This window comes from Bradyrhizobium sp. BR 10289 (assembly GCF_019455385.1).
Classification (GTDB): Bacteria; Pseudomonadota; Alphaproteobacteria; order Rhizobiales; family Xanthobacteraceae; genus Bradyrhizobium.
On the sequence record NZ_JACOFR010000002.1, the window covers coordinates 359,447 to 372,796 of the forward strand.

At 63.5% G+C, this 13,350-nt stretch carries 13 protein-coding genes; 1 reads left to right on the forward strand and 12 read right to left on the reverse strand.

The features are described from left to right. Positions 1-100 precede the first annotated feature (100 nt). The 4 genes from HYH08_RS05195 to HYH08_RS05210 all read right to left on the reverse strand — a co-directional run bounded on the left by HYH08_RS05195 (position 101) and on the right by HYH08_RS05210 (position 2,295). Positions 101-547, reverse strand: a complete 447-nt coding sequence (locus tag HYH08_RS05195; protein ID WP_220008673.1) for a hypothetical protein — start codon at positions 545-547, stop codon at positions 101-103. A gap of 39 nt (positions 548-586) precedes the next feature. Beyond that, entirely contained in the window at positions 587-964 is a 378-nt protein-coding gene (locus HYH08_RS05200; protein WP_220008674.1) for a hypothetical protein, read from the reverse strand. Positions 965-1,047: 83 nt separating this feature from the next. Next, a complete protein-coding gene (locus HYH08_RS05205) occupies positions 1,048-1,449 on the reverse strand; it encodes a hypothetical protein (protein ID WP_220008675.1) in 402 nt (133 codons plus the stop codon). Positions 1,450-1,521: 72 nt separating this feature from the next. After that, the gene (locus tag HYH08_RS05210) at positions 1,522-2,295 is read right to left on the reverse strand and encodes a helix-turn-helix transcriptional regulator (protein ID WP_220008676.1); all 774 of its coding nucleotides are present in this window, start codon (positions 2,293-2,295) and stop codon (positions 1,522-1,524) included. 109 nt (positions 2,296-2,404) lie between these two features. Here HYH08_RS05210 and HYH08_RS05215 point away from each other — a divergent pair, with 109 nt between their 5' ends. After that, complete coding sequence (locus HYH08_RS05215) at positions 2,405-3,484, forward strand: quinone oxidoreductase family protein (protein ID WP_220008677.1); 1,080 nt, start codon at positions 2,405-2,407, stop codon at positions 3,482-3,484. A gap of 130 nt (positions 3,485-3,614) precedes the next feature. On the opposite strand, the gene HYH08_RS05220 is transcribed toward HYH08_RS05215, so the two are convergent. The 8 genes from HYH08_RS05220 to HYH08_RS05255 all read right to left on the reverse strand — a co-directional run bounded on the left by HYH08_RS05220 (position 3,615) and on the right by HYH08_RS05255 (position 12,755). Continuing rightward, entirely contained in the window at positions 3,615-4,319 is a 705-nt protein-coding gene (locus HYH08_RS05220; RefSeq protein WP_220008678.1) for an ABC transporter ATP-binding protein, read from the reverse strand. Positions 4,320-4,326: 7 nt separating this feature from the next. After that, a complete protein-coding gene (locus HYH08_RS05225; protein WP_220008679.1) occupies positions 4,327-5,607 on the reverse strand; it encodes a lipoprotein-releasing ABC transporter permease subunit in 1,281 nt (426 codons plus the stop codon). Positions 5,608-5,696: 89 nt separating this feature from the next. Further along, a complete protein-coding gene (gene proS / locus HYH08_RS05230; protein WP_220008680.1) occupies positions 5,697-7,016 on the reverse strand; it encodes a proline--tRNA ligase in 1,320 nt (439 codons plus the stop codon). 147 nt (positions 7,017-7,163) lie between these two features. Beyond that, positions 7,164-8,726, reverse strand: coding sequence for a copper resistance CopC/CopD family protein (locus HYH08_RS05235; RefSeq protein ID WP_220008681.1), 1,563 nt, complete (start codon positions 8,724-8,726; stop codon positions 7,164-7,166). Further along, complete coding sequence (locus HYH08_RS05240; RefSeq protein WP_220008682.1) at positions 8,726-9,244, reverse strand: YcnI family copper-binding membrane protein; 519 nt, start codon at positions 9,242-9,244, stop codon at positions 8,726-8,728. Before HYH08_RS05240 ends, HYH08_RS05235 begins: the two co-directional genes overlap by 1 nt. 32 nt (positions 9,245-9,276) lie before the next feature. Beyond that, positions 9,277-9,798, reverse strand: a complete 522-nt coding sequence (locus HYH08_RS05245; RefSeq protein ID WP_220008683.1) for a copper chaperone PCu(A)C — start codon at positions 9,796-9,798, stop codon at positions 9,277-9,279. Positions 9,799-9,836: 38 nt separating this feature from the next. Next, the gene (locus HYH08_RS05250; RefSeq protein ID WP_349631399.1) at positions 9,837-12,197 is read right to left on the reverse strand and encodes a TonB-dependent receptor; all 2,361 of its coding nucleotides are present in this window, start codon (positions 12,195-12,197) and stop codon (positions 9,837-9,839) included. Between the two features lie 183 nt (positions 12,198-12,380). After that, complete coding sequence (locus tag HYH08_RS05255) at positions 12,381-12,755, reverse strand: DUF2946 domain-containing protein (protein ID WP_220008685.1); 375 nt, start codon at positions 12,753-12,755, stop codon at positions 12,381-12,383. Between the last annotated feature and the right edge of the window lie 595 nt (positions 12,756-13,350).

A 13,350-nucleotide genomic window follows, 5' to 3' on the forward strand; every position in this document is an offset into this window, starting at 1 on the left:
GACGCTGAACCCGATCTGCCCCAGGCCCGCAACTGTGCCGAACGTCGGCGCGACGCCACCTGCCGTACCGACACCATGAACGCTGGGCTGGCCCGTTCAATCAATCGGTCCGCGATCGCTCAATTACGCCGGTGTAGGCAGCCCACTCGAACGCGAATGGCCCAAGCGCGAGCTTGGAGGCTGCATCATGGCCGTTCTCGTACGCGAAATCGGACCACTGCACGCGGGCCTCCTCGTGGGAAACGCGGGCGGTGATGGCGCCACACGCGAGGTCGCCGCACTCCGGACAAACAAACAAAGCGACACGGTGCCCCCTGACGGGAGCGCCCGAAGTCAATTGCGCGATTGTCGTTCGATTCATCCGCCGAGCCACCTCCGGCTCGAATTGAGGGTCCGAAAGACATCCGCACAGATCGTATTCGAGGGCTTGAGTGGCTTCGAAGAGAGAGATTCCATTGACCACGAAATCAAAGGAATACCGCTCTCGCTTCTGCGGATCGCCGCTACCAATCCGATGAAGGCCTGCAAGCTCTAGCTGATCCATCATTCCGTCTCTCCTCGGCGTCCCTCGCTCGTGCATCGCTTCCTACGTTGCGGGCGGCAGGCCGGCCTCCGACACCAAGCGCGCTTCGACAAACCATGCGCGCGCGTCCCGGCGGAACAGCAGCACGACGGCGACCACCCACACAGCGACTGTCACGCAGGAGACGATTGCCATGGCAGCGTTGAACCTGAAGCGTTCGTCCAAGACGATTATTTCACCGGGAATTGCCAGAACGACAAGAACGAGACTGATCCACCGCGCCCAGTTCCGTCGCTTGCGGGCGACCAGCCAGATCCAGGCCAGTTGTAATGCGAAGACGCAGGCAACCACGATGGGATAAGCGATCGGCTGCTGACGGTAGTACTTGACGACATCAACCCAATCCGTGGCCGCCGATACCGCGCTGAGAGCGACCGCCATCCAGCCCAGTCGCTCGAACCATATAATGCCCGACGGTCGAGGTACGCGCATCAGGCCGCCACATCGTTGGGCTGAACCGACATTCAAACGTGACCTTCGGGAGCAACGATTCCATTGGACGCTTGCGAACCGGATTTATCGGTCGCGAACGAAAGGCGCCACAGACTCAGAAAGATCGGAAACTGGAAGATGATGCTCGATGCAAGGGCACCTATGACGCCCAAAATGCCGTGTGCTGCGAATACTGCCTGGGCGCCGCCCGAGAGCACGCAGAACAGCTGATAGCCGACATAAATCGCCGAGAAAGCTCGCCAAAATCCCCGCGAAAGGAAGTGCTTCTTGAAGGCGACGACAAAGAGGCCCGCCACCCCACCCAGCCCAAGCGCAAATCCGATGATACGGAGCGGTGTTTCGTAGAACGTGGGATTGAAGAGCGAAATCGAAAAACAAACTGCATAGAAAATTGCGACGATCTTCAAGAACATTCCAAATCCCCGGCGCGAGCAGAAATCCTAAGGCACGCTCAGGTCGCACGCAAGATCGCCGGTGCGACACTGCTACACCGGCGTATAGATCACCAGCTTCAGTGCGGGATCGTCGTTGGCCTGGAAGCTGGTGTGCTCGAACCGCAGCAGGCCCTTGGTCGGATGGTGCATGATCTTGAGGCCGGACGAGGTGCTGCGGATCTCGTGGGCTTCCCACCATTTGACGAATTCCGGGCTGCCCTGGCGCAGCCGCGCCAGCAATTCGGCGAAGGCGGGATCGCCGGCCCAGACGTCGTGGGTGGCGCGGAACATCGCGACCATGCTCTTGGCGACATCCGCCCAGCCGGCACCGTAGAATTTTCGCGTCTGTTTGTTGGTCAGCACCAGCAGCAGCGTGTTGCGGTCCTGCTCGGGCAGCTTGCCAAACCCGAAGATGTCCTCGGCGGCTTCGTTCCAGGCCAGCACGTCCCAGCGCCGGCCCGTGACGTAGGCCGGCTGTTGCAGGCTCGCGACCATCCGCCGGATCGGCGACGGCACGATCTCCGGCACGAAGGCGGTTCGCGCGCCGTCCCGCGCCAAAGCCTTCAGATGCGCGTGCTCGGTCTTGGAGAGCCGCAGCGCGCGCGCCAGTGCGTCGATCGTGGTCACCGACGGGCTGACGGTGCGGCCCTGCTCGAGGCGGATGTACCAGTCGACGCCGATGCCGGCGAGCTGGGCGACCTCCTCGCGGCGCAGGCCCGCGGTGCGGCGCCGGCGGCCGGCGGGCAGCCCGACCGTCTTCGGCGTCAGCTTTTCGCGGCGGGACCTCAGGAAGTCGCCGAATTCGACGCGGCGTGGGTCGGCCATGGCATTGCTCCCGCGGATGGAGGGCTTTTGGAATACTAGGATAATACCAGGCCTTCCTGGTCCTTCCAAGGCGGCGCATATCTGCCTCACCCGTCCTTGAGGTGAACACATGAAAGCCGCCGTCCTGAAATCCTTCGGATCGCCCCTGGTGATCGAAAATGCCCCGGACCCGGTGCTCGGCACCGGCGAGGTCATCGTCGATGTCGTCGCCACGCGCGTCCTCTCCTACATGAACGAGGTTTTCAGCGGGGAGCGCAACTACGCGCTCGACCTGCCGATCATCCCGGGCCCCGGCGGCATCGGCCGGGTCCGCGCGATCGGCCCGGACGCGACCAGGCTCAGCGTCGGCGACTGGGTGTTCTGCGACCCCACGGTACGCTCGCGCGACGACATCGTTGCGCCCGACATCGCGCTGCAGGGCCTCACCGCCGCCGGCCCCGGCGGAATGCGCCTGCAAAAGCATTTTCACGGCGGCTCGTTTGCCGAGCAGATGCGCGTGCCGACCGAGAACGTCAAACGGCTCGGCGCGATCACGTCGGAAGAAGCCACGCGCTGGTGCGCGCTGGGCACGCTGCTGGTGCCTTATGGCGGCTTCCTCGCCGCCAACCTTCAGCCCGGCGAGACCGTGCTGGTGAGCGGTGCCACGGGCAATTTCGGCAGCGCCGCGGTGTCCGTTGCCCTCGCGATGGGCGCGGCCTGCGTGGTCACGCCGGGCCGCAACGAGACCATTCTGGCCGATCTCGTCCGCCGCTTCGGCAACCGCGTGAAGCCGGTCAAACTCACCGGCAGCGAGACGGAGGATTGCGAGGCGATGAAGCGCGCCGCACCGGGGCCGATCGACTGCGTGTTCGACATCATGCCGCCCTCGGTCAGCCCGACCGTCGTGCGCGCGGCGGTCATGACGGTGCGTGCCTACGGACGTGTCGTGCTGATGGGCGGTGTCGGCATGGCCGGCGGCGCCGGCCTCGAATTGCCCTACCCCTGGATCATGCGCAATTGCATCAGCATCCACGGCGTCTGGATGTACCCGCCGGATGCGGCGAGCCGTCTGATCGCGCTGGTGCGCGCCGGGTTGCTGCGGCTGGAGGAGTACGAGACCACCGCTTTCGACCTCGACCATGCCAACGATGCGGTGGCGCATGCCGCGGCCAATGGCGGGCCGTTCAGGCTGACGGTGATCAGGCCGTAAATCGCCTGCCCGCTGCGGCGATGCGCCGTCGCAGCAGGTTTGCGTGACATGTCAGGGGATTGGGACGCATTACCCCGATCGCAGCCGACGGTGTTCGGCTACTGTGCATGGGGTTGTTTTCGAACTTTTGTTATTCGAGCTCGACCACCTGGCCGTTCGACAGCGACACGCGCCGGTCCATGCGGCCGGCGAGCTCCATGTTGTGGGTCGCGATCAGCATCGAGACCTGGGTCGCCTTGACCAGCTGCATCAGCGCCTGGAATACGCGCTCGGCGGTGCCGGGGTCGAGATTGCCGGTCGGCTCGTCCGCGAACAGGACGCGCGGCGCATTGGCCACCGCCCGTGCGATGGCGACGCGCTGCTGCTCGCCGCCGGACAGCTCGGCGGGGCGATGGGTGATGCGGTCGCCGAGGCCGAGATAGCCCAAGATCTCTTTCGCACGCTTGACGCTCTCCGACTTCTTCAGGCCGCGGATCATCTGCGGCATCATCACGTTCTCCAGCGCCGAGAATTCTGGCAAGAGCCGGTGCGACTGGTAGACGAAGCCGATGTCGGTGCGGCGGAGCTGGGTGCGCTCGATGTCGGGCAGCTGCGAAGTCGGCGCGCCGTTGACATAGACCTCGCCGGAGTCCGGCGCCTCCAGCAGGCCTGCGATGTGCAGCAGCGTCGACTTGCCCGAGCCGGACGGGGCGACCAGCGCGACCGACTGGCCCGGCCACAGCGCGAGCTTGGCGCCGTCCAGAATCGTCAGCGGCACCTCGCCTTGCAAGTACTGCCGCTTTATCTCGTGGAGATAAATGACCGGTACATCCTCAGCCCCCTGCTCGCGCTCCATCAGCCCCTCATTCATACCGGAGCGCTTCGACGGGATCGAGGCGCGCGGCGCGCCAGGACGGATAGAGCGTCGCCAGGAACGACAGCGTCAGCGCCATGATGACGACCGCCGCTGTCTCGCCGATGTCGATCTCGGCGGGCAGCTTCGACAGGAAATAGAGTTCGGGCGAAAACAGCTCGGTCGCGGTCAGCCAGGACAGGAATTGCCGGATGGATTCGATGTTGAGGCAGATCACCAGCCCGACGAAGAAGCCGACCAGAGTGCCGACCACGCCGATCGAGGCGCCCGTGATCAGGAATATCCGCATGATCGAGCCCTGCGAGGCGCCCATGGTGCGCAGGATGGCGATGTCGCTGCCCTTGTCCTTCACCAGCATGATCAGGCCGGAGACGATGTTGAGCGCGGCGACCAGCACGATCATGGTCAGGATCAGGAACATCACGTTGCGCTCGACCTGGAGCGCGTTGAAGAAGGTCGAGTTGCGCTGCCGCCAGTCGACCAGGAAGACCGGGCGGCCCGCCGCTTCCGTCACCGCCTGGCGAAACTGGACGATACGATCGGGATTGGTGGTGAACACCTCGATCGAGGTCACATCATTGCTGCGGTTGAAATAGGCCTGCGCTTCCGCGAGCGGCATGAAGACGAAGCCGAGATCGTATTCGGACATGCCGATCTCGAACACCGCGACGATCTTGTAGGGCTTGATGCGCGGCGTCGTGCCCATCGGCGTGACCGCGCCCTTCGGCGCCACCAGCGTGATGCTGTCGCCGGCATGCAGCGACAGCTGGTCGGCGAGGCGCCGACCGATCGCGACGCCCTGCCCGTCGTCAAAACCTTCGAGCGAGCCCTGCTTGATGTTCTTGGCGATCGAGGTGAGGTTGTTGAGGTCGTCGGAGCGGATGCCGCGCACCAGCACGCCCGAGGCATTCCAGGGCGAGGACGCCAGCGCCTGGCCATCCACGACAGGCGCCGCAAGGCGGATGCCCTGGACCTGGCTGAGGCGGTCGGCGACGTCCTTCCAGTCGGTCAGCGGCGATTCCAGCGGCTGCACCAGGATGTGACCGTTCAGCCCGAGGATCTTGTCGAGCAGCTCCTTGCGGAAGCCGTTCATCACGGCCATGACGATGATCAGCGTCGCCACGCCCAGCATGATGCCGAGGAAGGAGAACCCGGCGATCACCGAGATGAATCCCTCCTTGCGGCGCGCCCGCAAATAGCGCGCCGACAGCATCCACTCGAAGGGCGCGAAAGGCGCGGTTTGCACGGTTTCAGTCATGGTTTCATCCATCGCTCGATAATCCCATGATTCGGGGGCAAATGTGGCCGGATTACCGGCCCACTATCGCGCGATGAACACTATTCAGCCGACCAGCCTTATCAGCCCACAAGTCTTGCGACCGCGTCCGCAGGCGACATCGTCTCACGCGCGCCGTCGGCACGCCGTTTCAGCTCAATCTTGCCGTCGGCGAGCCCCTTCGGGCCGATCATGATCTGCCAGGGGATGCCGATTAGGTCGGCGGCGGCGAATTTGGCACCGGCGCGCTGGTCGGTGTCGTCGTAGAGCACGTCGACGCCCTTTGCGGTCAGCTCGGCATAGAGCTTCTCGCAGGCCGCATCGACCGCGGCATCGCCCTGCTTCAGGTTGAGGATCGACACCCGGAACGGAGCCACCGCCTCCGGCCATTTGATTCCGGCATCGTCATGGCAGGCCTCGATGATGGCACCGAGCAGACGCGAGACGCCGACACCGTAGGAGCCGCCATGGATCGGCACATCGACGCCGTCGGGGCCCGCCACCATCGCCTTCATCGGCTCGGAATATTTGGTGCCGAAATAGAAGATCTGGCCGACCTCGATGCCGCGGGTGTTCACCCGCTTCTCCGCCGGCACTTCCTGCTCGAACCGCGCGGCGTCGTGGACATCCTCGGTGGCGGCGTAGACCGATGTCCATTGCTTGATGATCGGCGTGAGGTCGCCGCTATAGTCGACGTTCTCATCGGGCACCGGCAGGTCCAGCACATCGCGATTGATGAACACGCCGGATTCGCCGGTCTCGGCGAGCACGATGAACTCATGACTGAGATCGCCGCCGATCGGGCCGGTCTCGGCCCGCATCGGGATCGCCTTGAGCCCCATCCGCGCGAAGGTGCGCAGATACGCCACGAACATCTTGTTGTAGGCGACGCGCGCCGCGGCCTCGTTGAGGTCGAACGAATAAGCGTCCTTCATCAGGAACTCGCGGCCGCGCATCACGCCGAAACGCGGACGCTGCTCGTCGCGGAATTTCCATTGGATATGATAGAGATTGAGCGGCAGGTTCTTGTAGGACTTCACATACGCGCGAAAAATCTCGGTGATCATTTCCTCGTTGGTCGGCCCGTACAGCAGCTCGCGCTTGTGGCGGTCGGCGATGCGCAGCATCTCCGGCCCGTAGGCATCGTAGCGGCCGCTCTCGCGCCATAGGTCGGCGAGCTGAAGCGTCGGCATCAGGAGTTCCAGCGCACCGGAGCGGTCCTGCTCCTCGCGCACGATCTGCTCGATCTTCTTCAAAACACGAAAGCCCAGCGGCAGCCAGGCATAGATGCCGGCCGCTTCCTGCCGGATCATGCCGGCGCGCAGCATCAGCCGATGCGAGACGATCTCCGCCTCTTTCGGATTTTCCTTCAAAATGGGCAGAAAGAACCGCGACAACCGCATGGCAATACTCGGGGAATCAGTGAGGGGTTGCAGTGAAACCGGATTGGAAGCGAAAACACAAGACCGGGAATGAGGAAAAGCCGCTAACGCGACGAAATTCCTTATCATTTTCCGTCGACTTCAGGTTCGACTTGAACCATGTCGGCCTTAAGGCGGCGCCACCTCGAGGTCGTCCTCGAGCGTGATCTTTTCGAAATCGCTCACCAGCGCGTCGATCCGCACATGCCAGCGGCCGGAGAACGGCAGCTCGACCTTGCGCACGTGCCAATAACCGTCTGGCCCCAGCAAGGCCCCCCGCTCCATCGGCTCGATGCCGCGCTCGGGCAGGCTCAGCGTCAACGTCACCTCCTTGGCGGTTAGCAAGGCCGCATCGCCGGTCATGAGCTGGAGCACGAAATCGTCCACCCCGGCCTTGCCCGGCGAAACCAGTACCTGGAACATCGCCTTGTCGGTGTGAATGTGGAGCGCCAGCGGCGTCTCCGGAACGATGGTCCGCGGTGGCGGCGTGAAGCGCCACCCTGCGACGACGGCAAGGATGGCGAGTGCAATCCCCCCTTCCAGCAGGATCGAACGCTTGAGTGCTGGTGCCGCATTCTCGTCCCGCGCCAGGGCTGGCGTCAGCCGGAACCGATTGAGCGCGGCGAGCGCGAGCAATCCCGTGACAAGCACAAGCTTGGTCGCGAGGGTGAGCCCGTAGCGTGTCTCCACCAGGGCGGCCGGCTTTTCGAGCTGAACGATCGCCAGTGCGAGGCCGGTGAGAGCCAGCACGCCCACGGCCAGCGCGGCGATGCGGGAGAAGCGGTTCACGACGGGGAGCGTCGCGCTCGTCGGCCTCGACACCAGCGCGACCAGCGGCGCGAAGGCACCGATCCAGATGGTGACGCCGAGGCCGTGGAAAAAGATCGCCGGACGGGTCAGCGCTTCCGGCGGGGCCGTTGCGGCGTGACCGGTCATGGCGAGCGCCAGGCCGACGCCGACAAACGCGATGATTGCGAGCGCACGCGCATACCGTGCGCTGCGCAGCGCCATCAGCGCGAGCAGCATCGCGGCGATGGCCATCAGCAACGCGGGGCCAGCGCTGGTCGCGAACGCGACCTTCCAGGGCGCGGCCGTCGCGAGCGCCGCCGGCGGCAGCCCGAGGAGGTCGAGGCCCAGCATGCCAAGCGAGGCTATGGCACCGGGAATGCCGACTGCGAGCGCCAGGCGCGGAACGGTCGTCCCGATCATCGACCTCGCGATCCAGCGCGCAAAGAACACACCGCCGACACCGACGAACAGCCCGAGATAGAGACCGACCCGTGCAAGCCAGATCAGCGCATTCAACCCGCTATCCGCGGTGGTCGGGGGCAGCGTCCCGGTCGGCACGCCGATCGAAAAGATCACCGATCCCGAGACCGGGTGACCGTCCTCGGAGATCACGCGATAGCTGACGACGGACGTTCCCTGCGGCAGGTCCGGTGGCATCACGACCGAGATGGTCTCGCCCGATGCGCTGACCCGCGCATCGTTCCGCGCCCGTCCCGCGCCGTCGATCACCAGGATCGCGCCCGGCGTCACCGCCTCGTTGAAGCGCAGCTCCACCGCCTTAGGCGCGCTCGCGAGCAGGCTGCCGCTCGTCGGCTGGACCGATACGAGCGCCGCATGCGCGGAGACGCCGGTTGCGAAGCCGACGACGAGGAGCAGCGTGGCAAGTGCGGCGAGCAGCCGCATCAGGGCTTCGGCAGCAGCTTCACGCCCGGCGCCGGCGACTTGCTCTCATGCGAATGCGCAGCCCCTTCCGCCGGAATCTCGATCCAACGGCTGACGCCGGTCTCGCACTCCTGGACCACAGGAAAGTACAGGGTCGTGTTCGGCTTGAGCGCCTCGGTCAGCACGGTATGCATGACGAACTCGTCATAGTTCTTGTCCAGCAGCTTGCCGCCGGACCACGCCACCTCCTTGACGCCGGAAGAGAGCTTGTTGCCGTGATAGTCGTACTCGGCAGCATATTTGCCCTCGACCACATCGACGCTCCAACCCGCCTTCGGCATCGGCTTCACCGCGATCACGCCTTCCGGGACCTGCACGCGGATTTTGGTCGTCGGCGATCCCGCGCAGCCGTGCGGTACCGCGAACACTGCCTTGTACGATCCCCCCACGGCCGCCTGCTTGCCTTCGAGGAAGACGTGCGCGCTCGCTGGCGTCGCTGCAAGGATGGTCAAAGGCAACAGCCAGATTTGCTTCGACATGCTCGACCTCCCGAAAGTCCAGATCATGGTCGTCACATTTTCATTCCCGAATGATCGTGCATCTTCTTCATCATCTGCCCGCCATCGCCTGGCGCCTGCGCGCCGACAGCCTGCACATCGAGCAAGACCCTGACTTTGCCCGCCTTCTCGAACTCCAGCGTCACCGGAACTTTGTCTCCCTGCTTGAACGGCCCCTTCAGCTCCTGGAGCATCAAATGATTGCCACCGGGCGCGAGCTTCACCGTCTTGCCGGGATCGATCACGAGACCCTTGTCGAGCGGGCGCATCTTCATCACGCCATTGTCCATCGCCATCTCGTGGACCTCGGCCTTGCCCGCGATGTCGGCGGTCACGCTGACCAGCTTGTCGGCCGCCGCGCCCTTGTTCTCGATGGTCAGATAGCCGCCCGCAACCTTGGCACCACCGGGAGTCGCGCGGCTCCACGCCTGCGAGATGACGAGATCGCCGGCCTTGATGTCCTCAGCACGCGCGAGCCCGGCGAACGTTGCGGCGGAGAGCACTGCGAGCGCGAGGATGCGAGAGAGCTTGTTCATATCGTTTGCCTTTCTTGTCATAGATGTCATCCCAGCCGTTAGAACGTGTATTTGCCCGCGAGAGCGAAAGTTCGCCCCGGGAACGGATGGAACAGGAAATACTGCTCGTTGAAGAGATTATCGATGCCGAAGTCCAACGCGAGATTCTTCGTTGCGTTATAGTGCATCTTCAAGTCCACAACGAAAAAGTTATCGAACGCGCCGTAGACGTGGGAGATGCGATCGGTGTTGTCGAGCGTCGAGTACTGCTTACCGCTATAGCGTGCCGCAACCGTATACGCCCAGCTCTCGTTCGGCCGATAGGTCACGCCGAACTTGGCGCGCCAGTCCGGGACGTAAGGCACGCGCTTGCCGACGACGGTCGTGGCCACGTTGGTCAAGGGATCCAATCCGGCCCACCCCGCATCGGCCAGGATGCGGGAGTCGACATAGGTGACGCTGCCGAATAACTGCAGACCGCGAACGAAGACGTTATCCTTGTCGGCGGACAACTCCACGCCCTGCAACCTGATCGCATCGACATTGCTGAACGTCGTCGCGCTCTGAGTCGCGTTGATCATGTTGGTCTGCGCGATGATCGCGCTGTTGGTCCGCTCCCTGAATAGGGTCAACCGGATACGGCCGTCATCCCAGTGGCGCTCGATATTGAGTTCGCCGGTGAAGTCCTGCTCGGGCTTCAGGAAGGGATTGGCCACCGTGATCGTATTGCCGACGGTCACGTTCTGATAGAGCTCGAGAACCGTCGGATAGCGATAGGCCTCGCCGAAATTGAATGTGACGTTCCAATCCTCGTTCGGATCGTAGGAGACTGAGGCCTTCGGCGAGAAATTCGTCGATGCAAGGCCCGGCTGATTGGTCATGAACGACGAAGTGACGGCACCTGCCCCATTGGCCAGAGTCACGACATTCTGGCCATCGAGCGATTGCCAGGTCTCCAGCCGCCCACCCAGCGTCAGCTTCAGATTCGGCTTTATCTTCCAGGCATCCTGAAGCCAGAGCGCGCCGGTGCGGGTTTCGCCCTCGCTGTTCGCGTAGAGCTGCCCCGTCGTGGTCGAGGCCTGATACCAGACGGCCGAGCCATAAGTTGGGTTCTCCAGGCGGTAGCGATCGCCGTGAATACCAAAACTGACCTCGTGCGCACCACCATAGCCGAGTGGACGCCAGATGCCCTTGGCGTCTGCGTTCTGCCAATTGGTGCCGTCCATGCGCTGAATCTTGCCGTTCTGGGAGAAGCCGACGCCGGTCGGGGTCACGGTGTAGGGATTGAGCTGAGCGTCTTCGAGATAGTTGTAGCTCGAGGCAGACAGGTCGAAATCGAAAATCCCCCTGGTGTCGCTTTTGATCGCGACCGCGTTGCTCACATGGGTTTCGTCCCAGATATATTTGGCGTTCGCGAAGGTCGAGATGTTGTTGAAGGTCGGCAGCCCGTTCGCCGTTGACCGCAGATAGGTCTGGGGATCGGAGACCTGGTGGTTGTTCCAGACACCGAACGAATAGGTCGCCTGCACCTGCGCCGTCACATCATAGGCGAGGCGGATATTGCCGGAGGTCTGCTGCGAATGGGCGAGGATGCCCGTACCGACCACATTGGCGGGAATGCCCTGCTTGGTCAACGCGGGAAATGTGCCGGTCGTGCCGGCCGGGATCGCGCCGCTCGTCGTGTAGGTCAGCGGCTGCTGAAAACTGTCGAGATAATTGGTGCTGACGAGCCACGACAGTGCACCCTCGCGATCGCCCGCGGCGGCGCTGGTTTGGCTGGTGACGTAGGTGTCCTTGGTGCCGTACTGATTCCACGGCATCACCGAGATCGTTTCCTTGGCGGTCGCGAACGGCTTGTCCGGCATCTTGGACGTAATCAGCAGCACGCCGCCGATCGAGTTGCCGGGATAGGCGGCCGCGAACGGGCCGTTGAGGAAATCGATACGTCCGATTGCTTCGGGAGAGATCAGGTTCCACTTCGGCGAGGCATTGGTGTTGTTGTTGCCGATCAGCGCCGAGATGAGGAGTTCGTCGTAGTAGATCAGCGTGCGTGCGCTGGAATTCAGGCCCCAGCTTCGCGTCGCGAGCACAGCATTGTTGTCGCCGTCGTTGCGCTTTCGCACGAACAGGCTCGGCATGTATTTGACCGCATCCTCGGGATCCTTGAGGTTGATGGTCTCGTCGACCTCCCTGGCCGTGACGCTGAAGGAACGCTGCGGCAATTGATAGCGTGCAACAGCGGCCGGCGGATCCAGCGACGGACGGGCGCCCCCCGTCCCCTGTTCGCTGGCGACGATGGGGGCCGCCCGCTCGCTGGCAGGCTTTGCCGACTGGCTCCTGGCTGCGGCTCTGTGCACAGCCGGCTTGCGCGGCTTGGGTTTCGCCACGGCGGGTGCATCGACGGTGACCTGTGGCAACACTGCGCTGCTGCTTTGGGCAAAAACTCCGCACGACGACGCAAGCAGCGCGGCCGGGACGGCAACGACGCTCACGCCGCGGCGGGCATGACGACATAACATGGGGCATTCCTGACGCCGGCTTTCTTCCCGGCTGTTCGACAGCATCGATCGCCGACGGACGAACCGCGGCGACACTGGGGGTCGTCAGGACAATCGAGGTGGCGCGCGCGCCTGGGCGTTCGAGCCCCTGGGAGCAAAAGCAATGGAGGCATCCGCCTGACGCCAGACCACACGCTCGACGTGGCGGAAGGGAATGGCCAGCGCAATTTGCGGCGGCGAATCGAGCGAGGCGTTCGCCTGTGCCAGACAGCAGAGCGCACACGCTCCGGCGTGCGCTGTAGGCGTGCCGGTCTGGTCCTTCAGACCACCCTGCTCGCTCGCGCTATGGCAGATGACCGCGGCGGACAGCGGATCCGCCACGGCCTGGCTCGCCGCCAGGCAGGCGGCGATCGGCGCCAGCACCTGCATCGCCAAAGCGAGCAGGACCAAGGGTAGGAATTTTTGCAGCCGAGCGCGCATCCACCGAACCATTCGTTCGTGCGCTAACTAAACACCTCAGCTCGCCCTGAGTCGAGGTCAGTTCCGCCGCCGTCCTGGACCACCGCAAATTTCTCGAAAACTGTGGTCGGAGCGCCCCATCGGACCGGGACGTCCGGCATTTAAGGCAGTCCGGCAAGCTGCCTCGTCCACAGATTTCTTATATTTGTCATATGCTTACTCGGTAAACAGCCCGATCATTTCGTACGCTGCTGTTATTTTGAACAATCATTGCCGAAAATGATGACAAGTGAGAAAAGTTGATCTAGCATCCTCTTGCTCAGGCTGAACCGCGAGGTCGAAGTCTGGTGGTCCAAGTCTCGGGAGGAGCCCCTGGCGCGCAAAACGCAGCGTCGCCCCGTCAATCAAGAGCAAATCTTAGAATCGGGGATAATAGGGTCGACACAATTTTTGAGCGGGGCCAGGGCCCCGCTCTTTTTTTGTCCTCGGGCTGAAGCGCCGATGAAAGCTCCCGCAGCGCCGATCACGTAGAGCTTCAGGCTCGCGGCCATGCGCAGCACTGATCTCATCTCCTTGGCGCATCGACGTCCGTGCGAACAGAGTCCCGAACGCAAGC

Coding starts and splice junctions, on each gene's coding strand:
- HYH08_RS05195 (WP_220008673.1), bottom strand. CDS start 547: ATGATGGATCAGCTAGAGCTTGCAGGCCTTCATCGGATTGGTAGCGGC.
- HYH08_RS05200 (WP_220008674.1), bottom strand. CDS start 964: ATGGCGGTCGCTCTCAGCGCGGTATCGGCGGCCACGGATTGGGTTGAT.
- HYH08_RS05205 (WP_220008675.1), bottom strand. CDS start 1,449: ATGTTCTTGAAGATCGTCGCAATTTTCTATGCAGTTTGTTTTTCGATT.
- HYH08_RS05210 (WP_220008676.1), bottom strand. CDS start 2,295: ATGGCCGACCCACGCCGCGTCGAATTCGGCGACTTCCTGAGGTCCCGC.
- HYH08_RS05215 (WP_220008677.1), top strand. CDS start 2,405: ATGAAAGCCGCCGTCCTGAAATCCTTCGGATCGCCCCTGGTGATCGAA.
- HYH08_RS05220 (WP_220008678.1), bottom strand. CDS start 4,319: ATGGAGCGCGAGCAGGGGGCTGAGGATGTACCGGTCATTTATCTCCAC.
- HYH08_RS05225 (WP_220008679.1), bottom strand. CDS start 5,607: ATGGATGAAACCATGACTGAAACCGTGCAAACCGCGCCTTTCGCGCCC.
- proS (WP_220008680.1), bottom strand. CDS start 7,016: ATGCGGTTGTCGCGGTTCTTTCTGCCCATTTTGAAGGAAAATCCGAAA.
- HYH08_RS05235 (WP_220008681.1), bottom strand. CDS start 8,726: ATGCGGCTGCTCGCCGCACTTGCCACGCTGCTCCTCGTCGTCGGCTTC.
- HYH08_RS05240 (WP_220008682.1), bottom strand. CDS start 9,244: ATGTCGAAGCAAATCTGGCTGTTGCCTTTGACCATCCTTGCAGCGACG.
- HYH08_RS05245 (WP_220008683.1), bottom strand. CDS start 9,798: ATGAACAAGCTCTCTCGCATCCTCGCGCTCGCAGTGCTCTCCGCCGCA.
- HYH08_RS05255 (WP_220008685.1), bottom strand. CDS start 12,755: ATGCGCGCTCGGCTGCAAAAATTCCTACCCTTGGTCCTGCTCGCTTTG.